Annotated in this window: 19 protein-coding genes, 1 other RNA gene and 1 pseudogene; 13 read left to right on the top strand and 8 right to left on the bottom strand. The window is 67.2% G+C overall.

Annotation, left to right across the window (positions count from 1 at the left end; translation table 11 throughout):
• Positions 1-174 precede the first annotated feature (174 nt).
• Positions 175-3,633 (top strand): UvrD-helicase domain-containing protein, encoded by a 3,459-nt coding sequence (locus CBP34_RS12705; protein WP_094098251.1) that lies wholly within the window; start codon positions 175-177, stop codon positions 3,631-3,633.
• Between the two features lie 35 nt (positions 3,634-3,668).
• Positions 3,669-5,024, top strand: coding sequence for a TIGR03862 family flavoprotein (locus CBP34_RS12700; RefSeq protein WP_094098250.1), 1,356 nt, complete (start codon positions 3,669-3,671; stop codon positions 5,022-5,024).
• A 102-nt stretch (positions 5,025-5,126) separates the two neighbouring features.
• On the opposite strand, the gene mepK is transcribed toward CBP34_RS12700, so the two are convergent.
• The 4 genes from mepK to ffs all read right to left on the bottom strand — a co-directional run bounded on the left by mepK (position 5,127) and on the right by ffs (position 7,744).
• A complete protein-coding gene (gene mepK / locus CBP34_RS12695; RefSeq protein ID WP_094098249.1) occupies positions 5,127-5,693 on the bottom strand; it encodes a peptidoglycan L,D-endopeptidase MepK in 567 nt (188 codons plus the stop codon).
• A gap of 34 nt (positions 5,694-5,727) precedes the next feature.
• Positions 5,728-7,353, bottom strand: coding sequence for a L,D-transpeptidase family protein (locus tag CBP34_RS12690; RefSeq protein WP_236748417.1), 1,626 nt, complete (start codon positions 7,351-7,353; stop codon positions 5,728-5,730).
• Between the two features lie 8 nt (positions 7,354-7,361).
• A complete protein-coding gene (locus CBP34_RS12685) occupies positions 7,362-7,577 on the bottom strand; it encodes a hypothetical protein (RefSeq protein WP_157896470.1) in 216 nt (71 codons plus the stop codon).
• Positions 7,578-7,647: 70 nt separating this feature from the next.
• Positions 7,648-7,744, bottom strand: an RNA gene (gene ffs, locus CBP34_RS12680) — signal recognition particle sRNA small type.
• Positions 7,745-7,916: 172 nt separating this feature from the next.
• Here ffs and dnaX point away from each other — a divergent pair.
• From dnaX to CBP34_RS12650, 6 genes are all read left to right on the top strand, one after another.
• Complete coding sequence (gene dnaX, locus CBP34_RS12675; protein WP_094098246.1) at positions 7,917-9,872, top strand: DNA polymerase III subunit gamma/tau; 1,956 nt, start codon at positions 7,917-7,919, stop codon at positions 9,870-9,872.
• Positions 9,873-9,917: 45 nt separating this feature from the next.
• Complete coding sequence (locus tag CBP34_RS12670; protein WP_024814689.1) at positions 9,918-10,250, top strand: YbaB/EbfC family nucleoid-associated protein; 333 nt, start codon at positions 9,918-9,920, stop codon at positions 10,248-10,250.
• A 243-nt stretch (positions 10,251-10,493) separates the two neighbouring features.
• Positions 10,494-11,084: a recombination mediator RecR gene (gene recR / locus CBP34_RS12665; protein ID WP_094098245.1), complete on the top strand. Its 591-nt coding sequence runs from the start codon at positions 10,494-10,496 to the stop codon at positions 11,082-11,084.
• Positions 11,085-11,163: 79 nt separating this feature from the next.
• Positions 11,164-11,586: an MAPEG family protein gene (locus CBP34_RS12660; protein WP_086912789.1), complete on the top strand. Its 423-nt coding sequence runs from the start codon at positions 11,164-11,166 to the stop codon at positions 11,584-11,586.
• Positions 11,587-11,710: 124 nt separating this feature from the next.
• A complete protein-coding gene (locus tag CBP34_RS12655) occupies positions 11,711-12,760 on the top strand; it encodes an ABC transporter substrate-binding protein (RefSeq protein ID WP_094098244.1) in 1,050 nt (349 codons plus the stop codon).
• A gap of 177 nt (positions 12,761-12,937) precedes the next feature.
• A complete protein-coding gene (locus CBP34_RS12650; protein ID WP_086912787.1) occupies positions 12,938-13,090 on the top strand; it encodes a DUF3096 domain-containing protein in 153 nt (50 codons plus the stop codon).
• Positions 13,091-13,148: 58 nt separating this feature from the next.
• On the opposite strand, the gene CBP34_RS12645 is transcribed toward CBP34_RS12650, so the two are convergent.
• Positions 13,149-14,657, bottom strand: a complete 1,509-nt coding sequence (locus CBP34_RS12645) for a transglycosylase SLT domain-containing protein (protein WP_094098243.1) — start codon at positions 14,655-14,657, stop codon at positions 13,149-13,151.
• Positions 14,657-15,430, bottom strand: coding sequence for a hydroxyacylglutathione hydrolase (gloB, locus tag CBP34_RS12640; protein ID WP_094098242.1), 774 nt, complete (start codon positions 15,428-15,430; stop codon positions 14,657-14,659). The genes CBP34_RS12645 and gloB overlap by 1 nt, the downstream gene beginning before the upstream one ends.
• Positions 15,431-15,449: 19 nt before the next feature.
• Between gloB and CBP34_RS12635 the strand changes: the two are divergent.
• From CBP34_RS12635 to CBP34_RS12620, 4 genes and pseudogenes are all read left to right on the top strand, one after another.
• Positions 15,450-16,318, top strand: a pseudogene (locus CBP34_RS12635) (class I SAM-dependent methyltransferase).
• Positions 16,315-16,764, top strand: a complete 450-nt coding sequence (gene rnhA / locus CBP34_RS12630) for a ribonuclease HI (RefSeq protein WP_086912783.1) — start codon at positions 16,315-16,317, stop codon at positions 16,762-16,764. Before CBP34_RS12635 ends, rnhA begins: the two are co-directional and overlap by 4 nt.
• 223 nt (positions 16,765-16,987) lie before the next feature.
• The gene (locus CBP34_RS12625) at positions 16,988-17,647 is read left to right on the top strand and encodes a SagB/ThcOx family dehydrogenase (RefSeq protein WP_086914119.1); all 660 of its coding nucleotides are present in this window, start codon (positions 16,988-16,990) and stop codon (positions 17,645-17,647) included.
• Positions 17,644-19,032: a phenylacetate--CoA ligase family protein gene (locus CBP34_RS12620; protein ID WP_086912782.1), complete on the top strand. Its 1,389-nt coding sequence runs from the start codon at positions 17,644-17,646 to the stop codon at positions 19,030-19,032. The genes CBP34_RS12625 and CBP34_RS12620 overlap by 4 nt, the downstream gene beginning before the upstream one ends.
• Before the next feature lie 111 nt (positions 19,033-19,143).
• On the opposite strand, the gene CBP34_RS12615 is transcribed toward CBP34_RS12620, so the two are convergent.
• Positions 19,144-19,809: a c-type cytochrome gene (locus CBP34_RS12615; RefSeq protein ID WP_236748416.1), complete on the bottom strand. Its 666-nt coding sequence runs from the start codon at positions 19,807-19,809 to the stop codon at positions 19,144-19,146.
• 411 nt (positions 19,810-20,220) lie between these two features.
• Here CBP34_RS12615 and CBP34_RS12610 point away from each other — a divergent pair, with 411 nt between their 5' ends.
• A complete protein-coding gene (locus tag CBP34_RS12610) occupies positions 20,221-21,363 on the top strand; it encodes an MFS transporter (RefSeq protein WP_472231555.1) in 1,143 nt (380 codons plus the stop codon).
• Between the two features lie 291 nt (positions 21,364-21,654).
• On the opposite strand, the gene CBP34_RS12605 is transcribed toward CBP34_RS12610, so the two are convergent.
• Positions 21,655-21,990, bottom strand: a complete 336-nt coding sequence (locus tag CBP34_RS12605) for a thioredoxin family protein (RefSeq protein ID WP_094098240.1) — start codon at positions 21,988-21,990, stop codon at positions 21,655-21,657.
• Between the last annotated feature and the right edge of the window lie 69 nt (positions 21,991-22,059).

Below are 22,059 nucleotides of genomic sequence, written 5' to 3'. Positions count from 1 at the left end.
CCCCTGAGCCGCTGCGCGGCTTCACCCCCTCTCTCGGCTGCGCCGGGAGGGGGGACGACGCCAGCGCGGCGGGGCGGCCTTTGCGCGGCGTCCCTCGCGCTGGAGGCGCGTCGGTATCGCAGCGCAGGGGCACTGCGGGGGCCGGCAGTGCGACCGGAAAATTGGATCCGGGAAATGACTGAACAAGCTGCATACGAACACAACGGCCACGCCGTTTCGCGCGAAGCCTTTTACGCCATCGCCTGCGACCCCGCGCGCAGCGTGGCGGTAGAGGCCTGCGCAGGCGCGGGCAAGACCTGGATGCTGGTGTCGCGCATGTTGCGCGCCCTGCTCGACGGCGCCGCGCCGCACGAGATCCTGGCCATCACCTTCACCAAAAAGGCAGCCGGCGAAATGCGCCAGCGCCTGCAGGAATGGCTGGAAGCGTTTGCACAGGCACCGCTGGGCGACCTGACCCGCGAGCTGGTTGCAAGAGGAATCAGCCCCGAGCGCGCTCTGGATAAGCGCGAGGCGCTACAAAATTTATACCGCCAGATGCTGGCCAGCGGCCGCCCGGTGCAGATCCGCACCTTCCACAGCTGGTTTGCCGCGCTGCTCGGCACGGCCCCGCTGGCGCTGCTGCAGGCGCAGGGTTTGCCCGCCAACTTCGAGCTGCTCGAAGACGATGCCGAGGCCGTGCGCGAGGTGTGGGGGCCGTTCCTGCAGACCGTGGCCACCAGCGCCAGCCTGCGTTCCGACTACGAGGCCGTGGTGGCCCGCCATGGCCGCTCGCAGACCCACAAGGCGCTGGCGGCGGCGCTGTCAAAGCGCGTGGAGTTTGACCTGGCCGATGTGGCGGGGGTGGTCGATGCGTCGGTGCCGCCATTCCAGGTGCAGTACCCGGATCTGGCGGCTTTCAACGAGCCCGCCGATGCGTTGCAGGGCGACGTCTGCCATCAGCGCTGGCTGGACCGCGCCAAGGCCCTGGGGGCCGAGGCCAACAAGACGCCGCAAAAGGCCGCCGACGCCATCATCGATGCGCTGGCCTGCGGCGACCTGAACCAGCGTCTGGATTTGCTGCGCAAGGCCATGTTCGTCGCCAAGGAAGACCGGCTTTCCAAGAACCTCGAAAAATTCCCCGCCGCGCAGGAGGCCGAACCCGAGCTGCAGCGCCTGCTCACCGTCCGCCGCCAGCACGACGCCTGGCAGCACCAGCAGCGCATGGCCCGCCTGGCGCGCTGCCTGATTGCAGAGTTCGCCGCCGTCAAGCACCAGCATGGCTGGGTGGACATGAACGATGTGGAGCGCACGGCGCTCGTGATGCTGGCCGACCCCATCCTCTCGGGCTGGGTGCAGGAGCGGCTGGATGCGCGCATCCGCCACCTGCTGGTGGACGAGTTCCAGGACACCAACCCGCTGCAATGGCAGGCGCTGCACGCCTGGCTCTCGGGCTACGCGGGATCGGGCGGCGGGGCTGCGGCACCTAGTGTGTTCATCGTGGGTGACCCCAAGCAGAGCATCTACCGCTTTCGCCGCGCCGAGCCGCAGGTGTTCATTGCCGCGCAGGCCTTTGTGCGCGACGGCCTGCGCGGCGACCTGCTCAGCTGCGACCACACGCGCCGCAACGCGACGGGCGTGATCGCCGCCGTGAACCATGTGATGGGCGCGGCCTTGGCGCAGGGCGAGACCAGCGGGTTCCGCGACCACACCACCGAATCCACAGACCCCGGCGTGTTGCTGCGCCTGCCCGCCATCCTGCCGCCGGATACTGACGGGGGCGGCGGCACCGACCCGTTCGCCTGGCGCGACAGCCTGACCGAGCCGCGCCACGAGCCCGAGGAAACCCAGCGCATGCGCGAATGCACGCAGGCCGCCGCCTGGGTGGCGGCGCAGATCGCCGCGGGCACGCCGCCGAACGAAGTGCTGGTGCTGGCCCGCAAGCGTGACCGGCTCGCCGCCATGCAGGAGGCCTTGCGCGCGCTGCACCTGCCGTGCGTGCAGCCCGAAAAGGCCGACCTGTTCGACGCGCCCGAGGTGCAGGACATCGTGGCGCTGCTCGATGCCCTGGTGTCCACCGGGCACGACCTCTCGCTGGCGCGTGCGCTCAAGTCACCGTTGTTCGGCCTGGGTGACGATGCCTTGGTCGCGCTGGCCGTGCTGCGCCGCCAGCCCGAACATGCGGGCAGTAGCTGGTTTGATCTGCTTCAAAAAAGTGAGCTGCTACCGCTTGAACTAAAAGCGCTGGCGGCCCATTTGACCCAATACAAGTCCTGGGTGGACGCCTTGCCGCCGCACGACGCGCTGCACGCCATCTACCAGCACGGCGATGTGCTGGCCCGCTTTGCCGCCGCTGCGCCCGCTGCGCAGCGCAGGGCGGTGCTGGCCAATCTGCGCGCGTTGCTTTCGGCTGCGCTGCAGCACGACGGTGGCCGCTACCTCACGCCCTATGCCTTTGTGCGCGCCATGAAAAAGGGCGGCGTGCGCGCGCCCGGCCGGGTAGATGCGCAGGCGGTGCGACTGCTCACCGTGCACGGCGCCAAGGGGCTGGAGGCGCGCTGTGTGCTGCTGCTCGACACCGACACCCGCCCGCAAAAGGCCGAGACCATGGGCGTGTTGGTGGACTGGCCCGGCGAAAAGACCGAGCCCGCAGGTTTTGTCTTTCTGGCCAGCGAATCCAGCCCGCCGCCCAGCGCCGAAGCCGCCCTGGCCGTCGAGCAACAGGCGCGCCAGCGCGAAGAACTCAACATGCTGTACGTGGCCATGACGCGCGCCAAACACTGCCTGGCGTTGTCGTCCGTGCTGCCCAGTGTTTCTGCACCGGGAAGCTGGTGGAACCGGCTGGCGCCCTTGCTGGCGGATGTGGAGGTGTTGGACGAGGTTGACGCCGATGGGGTTGCCGCGACGACGGACAGCGTGCACGACCAATTCACCCTGGCCGAGTTGCCTGTGCTTCCTGCCGAACTGCGCGCCATTCCCCGGCTGGTGCAAGAGGGCACCGATCCGGCCGACCCGGAGGCATCGCTGTCCACCCCCGCTTCGCGCCTGGGCGAGGCCATGCACCAGTTGCTGGAGCAGGCCGGCGTGGCGGGTGTCCCGCTGGCCGACCTGCGCACCCAGGGCTGGCCTGCGGCCCGCGTGGCGCGGCTGGCTCAGGACTTTGACATCACCGTGGGCGCCGCGCGCATTGCCGCCCAGACGGCGCAGCGCATCCTGGCGGGCGAGGGCGCCTGGGCCTGGGATGCCACCGTGGTGGACACCACCATCAACGAAGCTCCGCTGCGCTACCAGGGCCAGAGCCTGCGCATCGACCGCCTGGTGCACTGCCACCAGCCGCCCGAGCGCGCGGGCTGGTGGGTGCTCGACTACAAAAGCGCCGCCGAGCCCGAGCGCCAGCCCGCTTTGATGGCGCAATTGCAGCGCTACCGTGCGGCGGTGATGGGGCAAGCGCCGGGAGAGCCAGTGTGGGCCGCGTTCCTGACGGGCGACGGCCGCATGGTGCGTGTGCCTGAAGCCGCCGCCGCCATCGACGATCCCGTCTTGGGGGCCGGTTCGGGGCAGGGGAACGGCGCAGTGCGCCATACTCTCGCCCCCGCCCCGGGCCCAGACGCTGCCGGTGGCGCACCCCAGGGCTCCGTCCAGGGATCCCTGTTCTGAATTGAACGTTTTCGATGGATACAAAGGTTTTTCCCATGAATGCACCCACCCAAGCGGCAACCGCTGCGGCCAATCCTCTGCACTGCGATGCCGTGATCGTGGGTGGCGGCCCCGCCGGTCTGATGGCCGCCGAGGTGCTGGCGCAGGCAGGGGGGACAGTTCATCTGTTTGACGCCATGCCTTCGGTGGGGCGCAAGTTCTTGCTGGCGGGCAAGGGGGGGCTCAACCTCACGCATTCCGAGCCGCACGAGCCCTTTGCCAGCCGCTACGCCGGGCGCCAGCCGCAGATCGAGCCGCTGATCCAGGCCTTTGGCGGGCCCGAGGTGCGCGCCTGGGCGCAGGGGCTGGGGGTGGAGACTTTTGTGGGCACCTCGGGCCGCGTTTTCCCGGCCGACATGAAAGCGGCGCCCCTGCTGCGCGCCTGGCTGCAGCGCCTGCGCGCGCAGGGGGTGCAGTTCCATATGCGCCACCGCTGGCTGGGCTGGGCTGATGATGGTGCGTTGCGTTTTGCCGCGCCCGCGGTCGAGGTGCGGGTTACGGCCCGCGCGGTGGTGCTGGCGCTGGGCGGCGGCAGCTGGGCGCGCCTGGGGTCGGATGGTGCGTGGGTGCCCTTGCTGGCGCAGCGCGGCGTGGCCGTGGCGCCGCTGCGCCCGGCCAACTGTGGCTTTGACGTGTTGCGCGCCGATGCGCCGGTGGGCGAAACGCGCCGTGTTTTTTTGCAAGAGCTGATCGGCCGCACGCCCACGCCGGCCGTGGGTTGGACGCCGCATTTTGCCGAGCGTTTTGCGGGCCAGCCGTTCAAGACCGTGGCGCTCAGCTTCACGGACAGCCAGGGCCGAATTTTTAGCCGCCGGGGGGAGTTTGTGGTCACGGCCACAGGGGTGGAGGGCAGCCTGGTCTACGCCGCCTCGCACCTGCTGCGCGACGAGATCGAGGCCCACGGCCACGCCACGTTCCACCTCGATCTGCTGCCCGACCACAGCCCCGAACGTGTGCTGGTGGAGGTGCGCCACCCGCGTGGGTCGCGGTCGCTGTCCAGCCACCTCAAGAGCCGGCTGGGCCTGGACGGCATCAAGGCAGGCATCCTGTATGAACACCTGGGCAAGGACGGCATGAACGACCCGGTGGCCCTGGCCCATGCCATCAAGGCCTTGCCCATCACCGTGGTGGCAACCCGCCCCATCGACGAGGCCATCAGCACGGCGGGCGGCGTGGCGTTCGAGGCGCTGGACGAGCACCTCATGGCGACCGCCGCGCCCGGCGTGTTCTGCGCGGGCGAGATGCTCGACTGGGAAGCGCCGACCGGCGGCTATCTGCTCACGGCCAGCCTGGCCAGCGGCGTGCGGGCGGGGCAGGGGGTTTTGAGGTTTTTGGCTGCTAACGCTTGCTAGTAAAGCGCTGGAAGCTATTGAAAATGTAGCGTCGCAATCACCGTTGTCGCACCATTTGTCAGCGCAGACAGGGGTGCTGAGCCGGGCTAAACGCGCGTCGGTCTACCACCGGCGCACGGGGCCCGTGTCCACATGAACGAACTGCTCGCGCGGGTAAAAGCCCACGCCACCCATGCCCAGCGCCAGTGCGGCATCGCGCAAGTCGGCCAGCGGCACGCCGGGCAGCCGCACGTCGATGGCCTTGCCGTCCATGTGCAGGCTGTGCTTGGCCACACCGCCGCCGCGTGTGGTGCGCAGGGTGTTGTTGGTCGCCGGACTGCGGTAGCCCGAAATGACCTGGAACGGCTGCTGCACGCGCAACTCCTGCCGGATCTGGTGCAGCAGGTGGAACAGGCGCGGGTCCATCAGGCCCGCCTCACCGCTGTAATGGTCGCGCAGGAAATGGTTGAGACTGCTCAACGCCTGGGGCACAAACTGCTCGCCCAGCGCATAGACCAGGGCCAGGCGCTCGCTGGTGTGGGTGTGGTCCAACGACAGGCTGCGCGCACCGGGCAGGCTGGCCAGGGCGGGCTGCGCCAGCGGCAGCAGGGCGCCGGTCACCAGCCAGCGGCCGCCCTGGCCCAGAAAGCGGCGGCGGGCTGTTTGCTGGCGGGCAAGAGGCTGTGTCATGGCATGTTCCGAAAAATGGGGGAGACCAGTGCGGTCATTGTGCAGCGGCTGGCAGGCCCGGCCCGGCGCGCAGGCGGCGCTGTTCGGACTGCTGGCGCAGCGCCCGGTCCAGCAGCTTGTCCTGGCCGTACAGGTCGGCAAAAAAATGCAGCTTGCCCTGCTTGACGATGGCGGTGCTGTAGGCAATCACCACGGGCAGCGGCTCGGCCAGCGGCAGCGTGGCCGACTGGCCACGGGCCATGGCCTCGCGGATACGCGACTCGGGCCAGGCCGGGTCGTTGCGCAACACGAACTGGGCCAGCGCCACGGGGTCTTCGATGCGGATACAACCGTGGCTGAAATCCCGCCGGTCGCGCTGAAACAGCAGCGGTGCGGGCGTGTGGTGCAGGTAAATGTTGTTGTTGTTGGGAAACACGAACTTGATGTCGCCCAGCGCATTTTTTGGCCCGGGGCGCTGGCGTATGCGCATCTGCCCGCGCAGCACCGCATCCAGGTGCTCGGCCGACAGCGTGGTGTGCACCTGCCCGTTGGCGCCCACAAATTCCATGCCCTGCTGCTGCAAGTAGCCGGGATCGCGCCGCAGCCGGGGAATGGTTTCGCTGCGCGCAATCGACGGCGGAATATTCCAGTAGGGGCTGAATTCGATGAAGCGCATGTCCTCGTCAAACAGCGGTGTGCGGGTGTCCAGGGCCTTGCCCACGATTACCTTCATGGCCAGCTGCAGCGACACCCGCCCGCCCTGCACCTCGTAGGCGCGCAGCACGAATTCGGGGATGTTGACCACGATCATGCGCGGGCCGCGCAGCAGGGGTGTCCAGCGCAGGCGCTCCATGCTCAGCTCGATCTGGTGGGCCCGCGCTGCGGGTGACACGGCCAGCGCATCCAGCGTGCCCTTGCCAATCACGCCATCGGTGGCCAGGGCGTGGCGCTCCTGGAACGCCTTCACGCCGTTTTGCAACGCTTCGTCGTAGAAGGCGGGTGCCTGTGCATCCGCGGGCAGGTCGCCCAGCACCACCAGGCGCTGCGTCAGCTGTGCCAGGCCTGCCCAGGACTGGCCGGGTTCGAGCTTGCGGCCCGGCAGTGGTGGCAGGGGAGCGTCCCAGGCGGCAGGGTTGCCCAAGGCCCGGTAGCGGGCCAGTTCGTTGCGCAGGCTGGCATAGAGCGGCACCGGGGGCGCGGTGGCGCGCACGGCGTCGGCCAGTGAGGGGGCCGCCAGGGCATTCTGCAAGGCGGTCGCGGCATCGGCGTGCGGCAGCGCAGGCGCGGTGTAGTTCTGGTGGATCTGCCGTGGGTCGATCCGGCCCGATCGTAGGTCGCCCAGGTAGCGCTGCACGCTGGTGGTGAGCGCGTCTTCGAGTCGCAGTGCGGCATCGGCGTCCAGCGCGGGGCCATGGGCAGCGTCGGCCACGGCCTGTGCCAGCGCTGCGGCGTGGTAGTCCTCGGGTTGCAGGCCCTCGGCGGCCGCCCCTGACAGAATGTTTACGGCCTGGTGCGCCACCGGCGCGGGGCGCCCGTCCACCAGCCAGGGCGCGGCGCCCACCACGGCCGCAGAAGCGGCCAGACAGAGCGCCAGCAGCGTGCTGCGCAGCATTGCCGAAGCGTCAAGGAAGAACGACAGAGCGGACGAAATGGGCAGGAAGGGGACGCGAATGTGCCGCATCGCTGTTGTCAATGGTCACTCATCCCCGGCCACTCGCCCACCAGACCGCAGGCTGGGCACTGGGCGTAGAGCCCTGGGTTGACGTGGAATTTGGCCTGGTGCTTGTCGGCTTCAGGCGCCTTGTCGTGTGCTTCGCCATCGATCTCGACCAAGCCTACGGCGTGGCAACGGGGGCACCTGGCAGCGGCCAGGGCCGCGAGGGGATTGAAGTTTTCTGCGAACACGGGCACCTCGTCAAATTGTCTGGTGGCTGCAGGGTTTTCGTTACCCTGCCTGTCGCATTATCCGAAAGAAGTTGACGAGCCTTACCCCCGGCACTGGCTCCACAGTTAGGGCTGCTTGGTTCCCCACCTGACCCGTTTGGCCGCTTCACCATGCGGGGAGGCCCGTCAGGGAGAGATTCTACCCCCTGTAGCGCTTCGCGCTTTCCCCCTTCTCTCGAATTGCTGCGCAATTCGGGAAGGGGGACGATGCCCTCGCTGCGGGGCGGCCCTTGCTCGGCATCCCCGGCATAGGGTGTGCCGGTTCGAAGTACGGAGTCATGGGCTCTAGAATCACCCCCCATGTCCTACCTCGTGCTCGCCCGCAAGTACCGCCCCCGCAATTTCATCGAAATGGTGGGGCAGGAGCATGTGGTGCAGGCCCTCACCAATGCGCTCAACACACAGCGCCTGCACCATGCCTACCTGTTCACGGGCACGCGGGGCGTGGGCAAGACGACGGTGTCGCGCATTCTGGCCAAGTCGCTCAATTGCCAGGGGCCGGATGGCACTGGCGGCATCACCGCCACGCCGTGCGGCGTGTGCTCGGCGTGCACCGACATCGACAGTGGCCGTTTCCCCGACTACACCGAGCTCGATGCCGCCTCGAACCGTGGCGTGGACGAGGTGCAGAGCCTGCTGGAGCAGGCGGTGTACAAGCCGGTGCAGGGGCGCTTCAAGGTCTTCATGATCGACGAAGTGCACATGCTCACGAACACGGCGTTCAACGCCATGCTCAAGACGCTCGAAGAGCCTCCCGAATACCTCAAGTTCGTGCTGGCCACGACCGACCCGCAGAAGGTGCCGGTCACGGTGCTGAGCCGCTGCCTGCAATTCAACCTGCGGCCCATGGCGCCCGAGACGGTGCTTTCGCACCTCACGCAGGTGCTGGCCGCCGAGAATGTGCTGGCAGAGCCCCAGGCGCTGCGGCTGCTGTCGCGCGCGGCGCGGGGCTCGATGCGCGATGCGCTGTCACTTACCGACCAGGCCATTGCCTTTGGCAGCGGCCAGTTGCAGGAGGCCGCCGTGCGCCAGATGCTGGGCGCGGTGGACCGCTCGTACGTGTTCCGGCTGATTGATGCGCTGGCCCAGGGCGACGGCAAGACCGTGGTGGAAACCTCGGACACGCTGCGCCTCAATGGCCTGTCTGCCGCCTCCACGCTCGAAGAGATGAGCGCCGTGCTGCAGCGCATGGCCGTGTTCCAGGCCGTGCCGCAGATGGCGGGCGCCGTGGATGCCGACGACCCCGAGGCCTTTGAGACCGCCCGCCTGGCCGCGCTGATGCCCGCCGACGAAACCCAGCTGCTCTACAGCCTGTGCCTGCACGGGCGGGGCGAACTGGGCCTGGCGCCGGACGAATACGCGGCGCTGACCATGGTGCTGCTGCGTCTGCTGGCCTTCAAGCCCCCAGTCGACCCGGCTGAAAAAAAAACTCTGACGCGGCCTGAAGCGCCTCCCGGCGCGGCTGAACCGGGGCCCCGCGCCGCTGCGGCAGGTGTCGCACCCGTCGCGCCAAGCCCGCCGCAGGCGCAGCCGCAAGAGGGGCCCACGCAACCAGTTTATGAACAAAACAAGGCGCTAGCGCCTGTTCTGCAAGCGCAATCAGCTACTTATTCGATAGCGGAGCCTGTCGCGCAACCTGTTGTGCAATCCCCGCAAGCTCCAGCGGCGGCGGCAGCCATGCCCACTGCCATCGCCTTGCCCGTGCGCGGCGGCAATGGGTTTGAGCAAAAAGAGCCTGCAGCCCCATTGCAGCATGCGCAATCAGCTCCTGAATTTGTAGCAATACCGGTGCGCATGGCGCCAGAGCCCGGCGCGCGCCTGCAACCCCATGCGCATTCCACGCCGGTGCCGGCCTCGGCCCGCTACACCCCCACCGAAGAAGGCGATGTGTGGCACGGCACCGTGCAGCAGCTCGTGGCGGCCGAGGCCATTACCGCCCTGGTGCGCGAGCTGGCCTTGCAGTCCCAGCTGGTGGCGCGCGATGCGGGGCACTGGCTGCTGCGCGTGGAGCGCGAATCGCTCAACCAGCCGCAGGCCCGTGAGCGCCTGCGCGCCGCACTGGAGGCTGCGGGCCATGCCAGCCAGATCAGCGTGGAACTGGGCGTGGTGATTGACAGCCCCGCCCGCCGCAATGCCGCTGCCGCCGCCGAGCGCCAGCGCGTGGCCGAAGACATCGTGATGAACGACCCCTATGTGCAGTCGCTGATGCGCGACTTCGGCGCGAAAATCGTGCCGGGCAGCATCAAGCCTGCATGACCGACAACCACAACCATTCCACAGAAACGAAAAGGAAACCACACCATGTTCAACAAGGGACAACTCGCCGGCCTCATGAAGCAAGCCCAGGCCATGCAGGACAACCTGAAAAAGGCCCAGGACGAACTGGCTTTCATCGAGGTGGAAGGTGAATCGGGCGCTGGCCTGGTCAAGGTGCTGATGACCTGCAAGCACGATGTCAAGCGCATCACCATCGACCCGAGCCTGCTGGCCGAAGACAAGGACATGCTGGAAGACCTGGTGGCGGCGGCGTTCAATGCCGCGGTGCGCAAGGCGGAAGAGACTTCGCAGGAGAAGATGGGCAAGCTGACGCAGGGGATGCCAGGCCTCCCCGGCGGCATGAAATTCCCGTTCTGATATTGGCTACTGCGCGGGCGTGATGCGTCGTTGCGGGGCCCGTCGGGAGATCCTCACGACCAGGAAGGTCGCTCCGGTTTCCCGCCACCCGCGCCTAGCCTGACGCCCGCTCGCTACGCCCGTGAGGGCGGAGTGGGGGAGGAATTCAAGCGGAGCCCTGCCCCCCACTGCCTTTCGGGCTGAGCTTGTCGAAGCCTCGTTCCATATACCGCCAACTCCAAGTCTCGGATCGCCCGTCACCCCATGTCCTCCACCAACTCCCTTGAAGTCTTGATCCAGGCCCTGCGCCGGCTGCCGGGGGTGGGGGTGAAGTCGGCGCAGCGCATGGCGTTTCATTTGCTGCAGCATGACCGACCGGGCGCGCTGGCGCTTTCGCGGGCGCTGGAGGAGGCCGTGGGGTCGGTGCACCATTGCACGCTGTGCCACACCTTCACCGAGGCCGAAGTCTGCAGCACCTGCCTGGACCCGGAGCGCGATGCCACGCGGTTGTGCGTGGTGGAGACGCCCGCAGACCAGTCGGCGCTGGAACGCACGGGCGCTTTCAAGGGCTTGTACTTTGTGCTGATGGGGCGGCTCAGCCCGCTCGACGGCATCGGCCCCAAGGAAATCGGCCTGCAAAAGCTCATGGAGCGTGCCACCAACGGCGTGGTGCAGGAGGTGATCCTGGCGACCAATTTCAATGCCGAGGGTGAGGCCACGGCCCATGTGATCAGCGAGGCGCTCAAGAGCCGGGGCCTGCATGTGACGCGGCTGGCGCGGGGCGTGCCCGTGGGCAGCGAGCTCGAATATGTGGACCTGGGCACCATCGCGCATGCGCTGGTAGACCGCAGGTAGTTCGCCGCCGCTAGAATACTCCCGAATTAATAGCGAAAAGCGCTTGTCGGTGCTGCGCTAGAACCGTTTGAGGGTGAAAATGAATTCCTTGCATGTGGCGCGTTTCACGGTGGCCTACTGGTGCGTGTTCATGGCCGTGCTGCTGCCCCTGGTGTGTGCCGGGCTGGCCAAGAGTGGCGGCTTTGGCAAGCCGCGCCGCGAGGGCGGCTATGACAACCACGACCCGCGTGCCTGGATGGCCCGCCAGTCCGACTGGCACGCCCGCGCCAACGCAGCGCAGGCCAACAGTTTCGAGGCGTTGCCCTTCTTTATGGGCGCAGTCATCGTTGCGCACCAGTTGGGGGCCGGGCAGACCTTGCTCGACATCCTCGCCTTCCTGTTCATCATGCTGCGCATTTTCTACATCATGATGTATGTCTCGGACATGCCCAAGGCCCGCAGCGCGGTGTGGGGCGCGGCTTTCCTGGTGAACGTCGCCATTTTCTTCATCGGCTACCGGTGAAGCGTGCAGGCTGTGGCCTGCACGGCAATACGTAGAAATCCTCAGGGGATGACCCTGATGCGTCGGTACAGACGCTGCGGCACGATTGTTGCAATGCAGCAATGTCTGTCGCTTTCTTATTTCCATGCCTGTTCCTTCTGTCAGCCGCCGTGCCTTTGGTGCCCTGTCCGCCTTGTCGGCAGTGGCTGCGTGCGCGCCGGCATCGTGGGCGCAGGCGCCAGGCGCCGCAGCAGGGCGCATCACCATTGCAGTGGGCGGGCAGGCCGTGCTCTACCACCTGCCTCTGACGATTGCAGACCGGCTGGGTTTTTTCCAGGCCGAGGGGCTGGATGTTGCCGTGCGGGATTTCGCTGGTGGCGCCATGGCGTTGCGGGCGGTGCATGACGGCGTGGCCCAGGTCTGCTCGGGGGCCTATGAACACACCCTGCGCCAGCAAAGCCGGGGCCAGGATTACCGCGCCTTCGTGCTGCAAGGGCGGGCGCCGCAGCAGGCGCTGGGCGTGTCGGTACGGGCGCTGCCGCGCTACCGCGGGCCGGCCGATCTGCGGGGGCGGCGCATTGGTGTGTCGGCCCTGGGCTCGTCCACCGAGGTGATGGCGACGGTGCTGCTGGCGCGTGCGGGCGTGGATGCGCGCGAGGTGTCTTTTGTGGGCGTTGGTACCGGCGCCAGCGCCTTGGCGGCACTGCGCTCGGGCCACATTCATGCGTTGTGCCATGCCGATCCGATCATGGCGCTGCTTGAGCACAGGGGTGAGGTGCGCCTTGTCAGCGATCTGCGCACGCTCAACGCCGCGCAGGAGGTGTTTGGCGGTGCCATGCCCGCCAGTTGCCTGTATGCCCCCCAGGCCTTTCTGCAAAAGGAGCCGCTGGTGGCGCAAGCGCTGGCCAATGCCATTGTGCATGCGCTCAAGTGGCTGCAGACAGCCGCACCCGCCGATTTGGTCAAGGCGGTGCCTGCCAGCTTCCTGCTGGGTGACAGGTCCGTCTATCTGGCCGCGTTCAGCCGGGTGCGCGAAACGTTTTCGCCCAACGGACTTATGCCCGAGGACGGCCCGGCGACGGCCTTGCGGGCGCTTTCCCAGGCCTATCCGGACATGGCGGGTGCGCGGGCCAGCCTGCAGCGCACCTATACCAACGACCTGGCCCGCAAGGCGCGACAGAAATTCGGGGTGTGAGCCGTGTTTGGCCGTCTGCTGCCGCACCTCGGCGGTGGGGTGGTGGCGTGGTACAGGGCTGGCCGGCGATTCGAAGATGCCGCTGAGGCGGCTGCGCAAGTGGGTGAGAATCCAGGACCGCCGGGTTTTCCCTTGGTGCCCGCCCCTTCTTTTGCACTCTTTTTAAAGGACCTTCACATGTCGCTGAGCCTCAGCATTGGCCCCCTCGTCTCCCTGATCGCGGGCATCCTCATCCTGGTCATGCCGCGCCTGCTCAGCACCATCGTGGCGCTTTACCTGATCGTGATTGGCGTACTGGGGTTGCTGGGAATGCACACCCTGCGCTTCTAAGCGCCTGCGCACACCACGGCGCCACCTCGCCCATATCGGTGGCGCTGCGCATGGGCCCCTAGCGCCGCTTCTTGGCGGGTTTGCCACCCTTGCGCGTGGGGTTGGACGCGGCGGCTTTGGGGGCGGCCTTGCGGCTGGCGCTGCGGTCGGCCTTTGTGTCTTGGCCCATGCGCACAGGCAAGAACATTACGATCTGCTGTCCGGCCTTGAAGGCGGCGCTGGCCTTCACATCGTTCCAGTCCGCCACATGGTCGGCACTGACGCGATAGCGCTGCGCAATGCTGCGCACGGTGTCGCGCTTGCCGGCGCGCACCGTGGTGCGGCGGGTGACGATTTCGGGCGTAAAGGCCAGCTGGCCGTTGTCTGCCAGGTGGGCCGAAACGTCCTGGCGGGTGGTGGTGGTGCGCGGCACCATCAACGCCGAGCCCGCCTTGATGAGCATGCGCGGCGGGATGTTGTTGAGCGCCCGAAGGTCCGCCTCGCCCATGCCGGTGCGCTGGGCGGCCTCGGCCACGCTCATGGTGGTGGGCACGGACCACACCGTCCAGCTGGCGTATTGCCCCTGGTTCTTGGCTTCCAGGTTGCGCTGGAACACGCGCGCGTTGTCCCATGGCAGCAGGATCTGGGGGGTTCCGGCGGCAAAAATGGTGGGGCGGTGGAACGAGGGGTTCAGCGCGCGAAAATCGGCTTCGCGTACCCCGGACAGCTGGGCGACCACGGCCACGTCGATGTCGTGGGTGATGTCCACCGTCTGGAAATAGGGATGGTTTTCGATCAGCGGCAGTTCGGTGCGAAACGCCTCGGGGTTGGCCACGATGTTCTTCACGGCCTGCAGCTTGGGCACATACAGCCGCGTTTCGGCCGGCATGTTCAGGTCGGTGTAGCGGGTGCCCAGCCCCGCCTTCTGGTTCTTGGCAATGGCCCGGCCCACGCTGCCTTCGCCCCAGTTGTAGGCGGCCAGGGCCAGGTGCCAGTCGCCAAACATGCCATAAAGTTTTTGCAGGTAGTCGAGCGCGGCGCGGGTGGACGCGAGCACATCGCGGCGGTCGTCGCGAAAGGCGTTTTGCTTGAGGTCGAAGTAGTTGCCAGTGGCGGGCATGAACTGCCACATGCCGGCGGCCTTGGCACTGGACACGGCCTGTGGGTTGAATGCGCTTTCGATATAGGGCAGCAGTGCCAGTTCGGTAGGCATGCCTCGGCGTTCCAGTTCTTCAACAATGTGGAACAGGTATTTGCTGGAGCGCTCGGTCATGCGCTGCATGTAGTCGGGGCGGCTGGCGTACCACTGCTCGCGGTCCTGCACCAGTTCGTGCTGCAGGTCGGGCATGGCAAAGCCGCGGCGAATGCGCTCCCACAGGTCGGCGGGGGTGGACAGCGAGGCCACTTCGCTGCTGGCGGCACGGCCAGCCGTGATCGGGCTCAGAGGCCCTTTGGGGATGACGGGGGTGTGGCTGGCGGTGCCTGGCGACGAATCGGTGTTGAACGGGCCGCTGGAGGTCGTGCCATTGGTGGCACAGCCGGTCAGCCACAGCAGACCTGCAAGGCAGGCGAAGCGCAGAATTTTCATCAGAAGTCGTCTTTCCATTGGCGCAGGGCGGCAAACACCGCCACGGCGTCTTGTGGTTGGACCCGGGCATCGAAGCCTTGGGCGGCTGCGGCAACCGCGGCTTCGCGGACCCGCAGAAAAGGGTTGATGTCACGTTCCAGCGCAATGCGCGATGGCAGCGTGGGCTGTTGCTGCGCTCGCAGCCTTTCGCAATGGCTGCTGTAGTCGCGCAGCGCTTGGTTGGCGGGCTCCACCGCGCGCGCAAAGCGCAGGTTGGAGAGGGTGTATTCGTGGGTGCAGCATACGCGGGTGCTGCCTGGCAAGGCTGCCAGCTGGTCAAGGGAGGCCAGCATCTGCGCGGGCGTGCCTTCAAAAAGGCGCCCGCAGCCGCCAGAAAAAAGGGTGTCTCCGCAAAACAGCAGCGGGGAGCCTTCCATGTCGGGGCAGTAATAGGCGATGTGGCCGGCGGTGTGGCCCGGAACATCGAGCACCGAAAACCGCAGGCCCAGCAGGTCCACGGTGTCGCCCTGCGCCAGGCGCACCAGCGGCTCGGGGATGCGCTCGCGCGCGGGGCCATACACCTGCGCGCCGGTGGCAGCGCGCAAGGCATCAACGCCGCCGACATGGTCCGCGTGGTGGTGCGTGACTAGAATGGCCTGCAATTGCAGTCCCTGCGCTTGCAGCGCCTGCAGCACGGGCGCTGCGTCGCCGGGGTCCACCACCATGGCATGCCGGCCGTTGTGCAGCATCCAGATGTAGTTGTCGGTAAAGGCGGGCAGCGGTAGCAAGTTCATGAGCCATCCAATTATAAGTTTGCACCACTGGTTCGACTCCCCGCCCGGCCGTTACCTGCTGGCGTGGGAGCAGGAGCGCTTTGACGAGGCGGTGGCGGACATCTTTGGCTACCACGGCCTGCAGATCGGCATTCCCATGCTCGACGGCCTGCGCGCCAACCGGATACCCCACCAGTGGCTGGCATTGGGCGAGGAGGGCATTGCCATGCTGCCCGGCGCCCGCGCCGTAACCCCGCAGCCGGCCACGGGCGCCGCAGCCGGCTCCGATCCCCTGCGCCTGCTGGCCCTGCTGGCCGACCCGGTGGCGCTGCCCTTTGCGGACAACAGCCTTGACCTCATCTTGCTGCCCCACACGCTGGAGCAGAGCGTGGACCCGCATGCCGCGCTGCGCGAGGTCGAGCGGGTGCTGGTGCCCGAGGGTCGGGTGGTGATCAGCGGGCTCAATCCGGTCAGCCTGTGGGCCTTGCGCCAGCATCGGGCGCGCCTTTACCAGCGCCTGGGGCGGGCCGGCTGTTTTTGCCGGATGCGGGCGAATTCATTGGCTACCGGCGGCTGCGCGACTGGCTGCGGCTGCTGAGTTTCGAGGTGGAGTCGGCGCGCTTTGGCTGTTATCGGCCCGCGGCGCGCAGCAGCCACTGGCTGGAACGATTTGCCTGGATGGACCGCCTGGGCGAGCAATGGTGGCCGATACTCGGGGCCGCGTACTTTCTGGTGGCCGTCAAGCGCGTGCATGGCATGCGCCTGCTCGAGCCCGCCTGGCGCACCGCCCCGCAGCGCGCCACCGCCTCGGTGCCGGTGGCCAACCGCAGTGCCACCCAGAAGCCATCCCACCGCACAAGCCTGGTGCCCACCGCCGCGGCGGGCACCACAGACAGGAAAAAAGTTTGAATCAGATTGAGATATACACCGATGGCGCCTGCAAGGGCAATCCGGGCCCCGGCGGTTGGGGCGTGTTGCTGCGCTCCGGCGCCACCGAAAAAGAACTCTTTGGCGGCGAACTTGGCACCACCAACAACCGCATGGAGCTCATTGCCGTCATCGAGGCGCTGTCCGCGCTCAAGCGGCCTTGCGCGGTGACGCTGTACCTCGACAGTGAATATGTGCGCAAAGGCATCACCGAATGGATCCACGGCTGGAAAGCGCGCGGCTGGCGCACCGCCGCAAAGCAGCCGGTGAAAAACGTCGAGCTGTGGCAGCGCCTGGATGCGCTGGTCACCAATGCCGGGCACCGCATCGACTGGCGCTGGGTGCGTGGGCATTCGGGTGATCCGGGCAACGAACGCGCCGACGCCCTGGCCAACCGCGGCGTGGAAAAGGCCCTGGGGCGCGGCTGAAGTTCTCGACCCGCTTCTGCGGTTATGCGCTGCCGACGCCGCGTCTAGTGCTACTTGATTGATAGCTTCTGGCGCTGAGGTGTAAAGGGCTAGAGCTGTTTTTATGTAAGAAACCTGGCGCGTGAATCGTCCGCCGGCAGCGCAGGCCTGAACGATGCCAGTAGGCAAGGGCGCGGCGCTGTGGTCTGATGGCAGCCGGTGGAACTCTGTGCAAGGAGTGAACGTGAACCCGCTGACCAAGATGGCGCTGGGGTTGATGGGGCAATTGCGCCCCGAGCCCCCCACGGGCGACGGCAGCCCGGTGCTGGCCTTGCCGCCGCCGCGGCGCGAAACTGGCATGCTGCTGATGCAGGCCCTGGCCCGGCGGCGGTCGCAGCGCGAATTCGATCCCGTTGCCCTGCAGCTTCCGGTGCTGTCGGACCTGCTGTGGGCTGCGGCGGGCGTCAACCGGCCCGACAGCGGCGGACGCACGGCGCCCAGCGCCATGAACGCGCAGGAGGTGGATGTGTATGTGGCTCTGCCCGAAGGCCTGTACCTTTACGACCCCCACGCCCATGCGCTGCAGCGCACGGTGGTCGCCGATGTGCGGCGCGTCACGGGCTACCAGGATTTCGTGGACAGCGCGCCGCTTGATCTTGTCTATGTGGCCGACCATGGGCGCATGAAGCTGGTGCCCGCCGAGCAGCGCAGCGCCTATGCCTCGGCGGCCGCGGGTGCCATGGCGCAAAACGTCTATCTGCAGGCTGCATCCACCGGGCTGGCCACCGTCATCCGGGCCTGGCTGGACCGCACCGCGCTCGCGCAGGCCATGGGGCTGGGAACCAACCAGCAGGTGCTGCTGGCGCAGACCGTGGGCTGGCCGGCCGGGGCGGCGCCGCCATGAGTACCGTATACGACCCGCTGCGTCTGTCGGCGGTGTCGATGGACATCATGGCCGCCAACCGCGATGCGCCGCAGGGCCTGGTGCGGCGCCAGCAGGCGCGGCTGGCGCTGCTGCTGGGGGCCGCGCTGAAGGGCTCGCGCTTTTATCGCGAACTGCTGGGCGCCGACATTTCGGCGCGCACGCCGCTGCCGTCGTTGCCGGTGGTGACGCGCTGCCAGCTGATGGAGCGCTTTGACGATTGGGTGACCGACCCGTGCCTCACGCTCGACGGGTTGCGTGCCTTCACGGCCGACCCCTCGCGCATTGCCGAGCCCTGGCAGGGCCGCTACATGGTGTGGGAAAGCTCGGGCACCAGCGGTCAGCCCGGCATCTTTGTGCAGGATGCGCAGGCCATGGCCGTGTACGACGCGCTGGAGGCACTGCGCCGCTGCGCACCGCGCCCGATGCGGCGCTGGCTGGACCCGCTGTGCCTGTCTGAGCGCATTGCCTTCGTGGGGGCGACCAGCGGGCATTTCGCCAGCTATGTCTCGGTGCAGCGGATGCGGGCACTCAACCCCTGGCTGGCTGGCAGCACGCGCAGTTTTTCCATCCAGGTGCCCACGCCCGAGCTGGTGACCGCCCTCAACGACTTCTCGCCCACGGTGCTCGCCACGTACCCCACCGCCGCCGCGCTGCTGGCCGACGAGGCAGGGTCTGGCGCGTTGCGCATAGCGCCGCAAGAGGTGTGGACCGGCGGTGAAACCCTGAGCCCCGCCGTGCGCGCCTACATCGAAAGGGGGCTGGGCTGCCCCGTGCGCAACAGCTATGGTGCGTCTGAGTTCTTCACCATGGGCTGGGAATGCGCCCATGGCCACATGCACCTGAACGCCGACTGGGTGATCCTGGAGCCTGTGGACGAGCACTACCGCCCCGTGCCCGCAGGCCAGCCGTCGTGCAGCGTGCTGCTGACCAACCTGGCCAACACCGTTCAGCCCCTTATCCGTTACGACCTGGGCGACCAGATCACGCTGCAGCCCGGGCGCTGCGGCTGTGGTTCGCCGTTGCCGGTGATGGTGGTGCAGGGGCGCCACGACGACCTCTTGCACATGGCGGGGCACGATGGCCGGGCGGTGACGCTGCTGCCCATGGCCTTGTCCACCGTGCTGGAGGATGACGCGGGCGTGTTCGATTTTCATCTGCGCCAGCAGGACGAGCACACGCTGGTGCTGCGCCTGCCTGCGACGGGCGAGGCGGGGCAGGCGGCCATGGAGCGCTGCTGCGCCGCGCTCAAGGCCTTTGCCAAGGCCCAGGGCGTGCCCCGGCTGCGTGTGCTGCAGGAGCTGGGCCTTCCCGTGCCCCGGGGGCGCAGCGGCAAGGCCTGCCGCATCGTGGCCTGCGCGGGCTAAAAATGCTATTGAGTTGATAGCTGATTACGCTTGCTTTATAGGCGCTGTAGCCTGATTTGCATCCAAATTCAGCAATATTGTGCAGGCCTGCAGCAACGGCTTGCGCGATGATCAGGGCATCGACGACACATAGGCCACGACGGCCTCGATGTCGGCGTCCGACATGAGCTTGGTGTTGGGGGTCATGATGGAATTGGCGCGCACCCCGGTGCCGTCGCGGTAGCGGTGGAGGGTCAGGCGCAGGTAGTCGGGCTGCTGCCCGGCGATGCGGGCAATCTGCGCGTTGCCGCGGCCGCTCGTGCCATGGCAGCGAAAGCAGGTCTTCTCGAAATATTCCTGCCCCTTGGCGGCCAGCGCAGGGTTGGCTGTGGGCTGGTGGGCCACTTGCTGCGCGGCATAGAACAGCACCATGCCGATTTTTTCGTCGCTGTCCATGGCGCGGATCATGCCTTCCATGAATTCGTTGCGGCGCCGGCCGTCGGCGAACTGGCGCATCTGTTCCAGCAGATAGGCCGGGTTCTGGCCCGCCAGATTGGGAATGGACGGCTTGGTGCTGGTGCCCCCTTCGCCATGGCAGTTGGCGCACACGGCAGCCACCTTGCGGCCCACCTTGTAAAGATCTTCGGCCAGCTTGGGGCTGGACTGCGCTTCGCTGAAGCGCGCATCCAGGTCTACCTTGGCGGTGGCGCGTGCCTTGGCCGGCTGGGCCATCGTGGGCAGGGTCACGAGTGCGGCCATCAGGGCGGTCGTCAGTGCCAGGGCAGTGCGCTTGATCATGGTGGTAACCACTTTTGTGAAAAGGTCATTCTAGACTCCGGACTTCACGCTACTTGCCCGGGCCCACGGGGTTGGATCAAACAATGTGCGTTGGGTGGTGGCGGGGCGCGTCGGCTGTGCAATGGCACGACGGCAGGCAGGGTCGCGCAGGGGGCGCGCGGGCGTGCCGGGATGTTGTTCGTAAAATGAGGCACTGTAAATTCCCCGCCTGCGTGCGCCTGGCAACACAGCGGATGAAGCCCCGGAACCCGAGAAAGCCGTGTGCGCCCCTGGACCGCATGCGGCTTTTGCGTTTCCCCCCATCCTTTTCCTTTCACGAGCACAGCCGCTTCGCGCCCTGTCTGACTACCGTTTATGCAACGTCATTGGCCTCCGTTTGCCTGGGTTTGCTTTGCCATGTGCGTGGGGGTCATGGGCACTGCCCTGGCCAGCCCGCTGTATCCGCTGTACCAGGCCCACTGGGGCCTGCAGCCCAGCCACATCACTGGCATTTATGTGGCCTACATGGTCGGGGCGCTGGCCAGCCTGTTGTTTCTGGGGCGGCTGAGCGACCGCTTTGGTTTCTTGCCGGTGCTGCGCCACGGCCTGGTGCTGGTCACGTCCGGGGTGCTGCTGTCGGCGCTGGCATGGAGCGTCGCGTCGTTCGTGGCCAGCCGCGTGCTGATTGGCATTGCCTCGGGAATGATCACCACCTCGGCGTCCATTGGCCTCACGCAGCTGAACCGCAGCAGCAACGTGATGCGCGCCTCGGCCATGACGAGTTTTGCCATGGCGCTGGGCTTTGGCCTGGGGCCGCTGGTGGGCGGGCTGATGGCCCAGTGGGTGCCGCTGCCGCTGGTGACGGCCTATGCGCCCAGCGTGGTGCTGGGGGTGCTGGCGATCTATGCCCTGTACCGGGTGCAGCTGGCGCCTGCAGCCTCGGCCGCCGCGCCAACGCCGTTTGCCTTGCACGACTGGCTGCCGCGCATCACGCTGCCGCAACCTGCCCTGCGCCGCCCATTTCTGATTGCCAGCCTGGGGGCGTTCAGCACCTTCAGCATCTTTGGCCTTTATGCGTCGCTGGCGCCGAGCTTCATGGCGCACATGGTGCCCTGGCATGGCCCTGCGGTGAGCGGCCTGTCGATCGCCATGATTTTGTTTCTTTCTGCCGGCTTTCAGTGGCTGGCCCGGCCGGTGCACACCAAGACCTGTGCCATCGTTGGACTGGGTCTGCTGGCGGCCTGCAACCTGCTGCTGATTGCCACCACCTACACCAACCTGCCGCTGCTGTTTGTGCTGAGCGTGCTGTGCACCGCCGCGGGCCATGGCCTGGTGAACCTGGCCGGCATTGCCATCGTGAACAAGGTGGCGGGCCCACAGAACCGGTCCGGGCTGCTGTCCACTTATCTGGTGGTGGGCTACCTGGGCACCATCCTGCCCATACTGGGCGTGGGTTGGTTGTCGGACCACCTGGGCCTGCCGGTGGCCATTGTCATTTTCTGCGTGGCGATGGCACTGCTGACCGGTGCGCTGGCCTGGCTGGCCCACCGCACCCCGGTGATCGAACAGGCCTGAAGTGAAACACCTCCCTGAGCGGCTTTGCCGCTTCCCCCCGCTCTCGCAGCGCTGCACGCTGCGGGCAGGGGGACGCAGCCCTCGCTGCGGGGCGGCCCTTGCTTGGCTGCCATGGCCTGGGCCGCGCCAGTTTCATGGGTCGCGGGTGGTGCAGCGCACCATGAAGAATTAAAACGGCTTTGCCTTCAAAAGGTTGGCGTCGTTGGTTCGCCTTGCCGTGCTCCAGCACTGTCTGCGGCTTCCCGCCCAGTTATCCGATTGAATGCAAATCCGTATGAGTTCGCCCGGGCATCAGTCTTGCGCCGGCCGGTCTGCGCCAAGCAGCTGCGCCATTGCGCCGGCGTCCTGGGGCCGCACCACGCGCGCCACTTCCTGTCCATCGCGCAGCAGCACCAGGGTGGGCCAGAGCTTCACGCCAAAGCTGCGACCCAGGCGCTGGCCGGGGCCGTCTTCCACCTTGACATGGGCCACATCGACCCGGTCGTGCAGGGCCTGCGCGATGAAGGACTGGGCGCGCTGGCAGTGGCCGCACCACGGCGTGCCGAATTCGAGCACGGTGGCGCCGGGCAGGCTGTCCACCTCTGCGCGGGTGGGGGCTTGGGCGAGGTGCTGGGCGGCGTAGGGCATAGGTGCGAAGATTTCTGCAGAAATGCGAAGAGATCCATTGTGCTGCGCTTCACCCGCTCGGCGTGCAAC

It is taken from the genome of Acidovorax carolinensis, assembly GCF_002157145.1.
Taxonomy (GTDB): domain Bacteria; phylum Pseudomonadota; class Gammaproteobacteria; order Burkholderiales; family Burkholderiaceae_C; genus Acidovorax; species Acidovorax carolinensis.
Note: the sequence above shows the minus strand (reverse complement) of the source record. Positions and strands in the feature narration are given on the sequence as shown.

Bases quoted from the DNA above. Each gene is read 5' to 3' on its own strand.
- CBP34_RS12700 (WP_094098250.1), top strand. From the start codon at position 3,669: ATGAATGCACCCACCCAAGCGGCAACCGCTGCGGCCAATCCTCTGCAC.
- recR (WP_094098245.1), top strand. From the start codon at position 10,494: ATGTCCTCCACCAACTCCCTTGAAGTCTTGATCCAGGCCCTGCGCCGG.
- gloB (WP_094098242.1), bottom strand. From the start codon at position 15,430: ATGAACTTGCTACCGCTGCCCGCCTTTACCGACAACTACATCTGGATG.
- CBP34_RS12655 (WP_094098244.1), top strand. From the start codon at position 11,711: ATGCCTGTTCCTTCTGTCAGCCGCCGTGCCTTTGGTGCCCTGTCCGCC.
- CBP34_RS12610 (WP_472231555.1), top strand. From the start codon at position 20,221: ATGGGCACTGCCCTGGCCAGCCCGCTGTATCCGCTGTACCAGGCCCAC.
- CBP34_RS12690 (WP_236748417.1), bottom strand. From the start codon at position 7,353: ATGCGGCACATTCGCGTCCCCTTCCTGCCCATTTCGTCCGCTCTGTCG.
- CBP34_RS12615 (WP_236748416.1), bottom strand. From the start codon at position 19,809: ATGATCAAGCGCACTGCCCTGGCACTGACGACCGCCCTGATGGCCGCA.
- CBP34_RS12650 (WP_086912787.1), top strand. From the start codon at position 12,938: ATGTCGCTGAGCCTCAGCATTGGCCCCCTCGTCTCCCTGATCGCGGGC.
- CBP34_RS12620 (WP_086912782.1), top strand. From the start codon at position 17,644: ATGAGTACCGTATACGACCCGCTGCGTCTGTCGGCGGTGTCGATGGAC.
- CBP34_RS12605 (WP_094098240.1), bottom strand. From the start codon at position 21,990: ATGCCCTACGCCGCCCAGCACCTCGCCCAAGCCCCCACCCGCGCAGAG.
- CBP34_RS12645 (WP_094098243.1), bottom strand. From the start codon at position 14,657: ATGAAAATTCTGCGCTTCGCCTGCCTTGCAGGTCTGCTGTGGCTGACC.
- CBP34_RS12705 (WP_094098251.1), top strand. From the start codon at position 175: ATGACTGAACAAGCTGCATACGAACACAACGGCCACGCCGTTTCGCGC.
- CBP34_RS12670 (WP_024814689.1), top strand. From the start codon at position 9,918: ATGTTCAACAAGGGACAACTCGCCGGCCTCATGAAGCAAGCCCAGGCC.
- CBP34_RS12660 (WP_086912789.1), top strand. From the start codon at position 11,164: ATGAATTCCTTGCATGTGGCGCGTTTCACGGTGGCCTACTGGTGCGTG.
- mepK (WP_094098249.1), bottom strand. From the start codon at position 5,693: ATGACACAGCCTCTTGCCCGCCAGCAAACAGCCCGCCGCCGCTTTCTG.
- dnaX (WP_094098246.1), top strand. From the start codon at position 7,917: ATGTCCTACCTCGTGCTCGCCCGCAAGTACCGCCCCCGCAATTTCATC.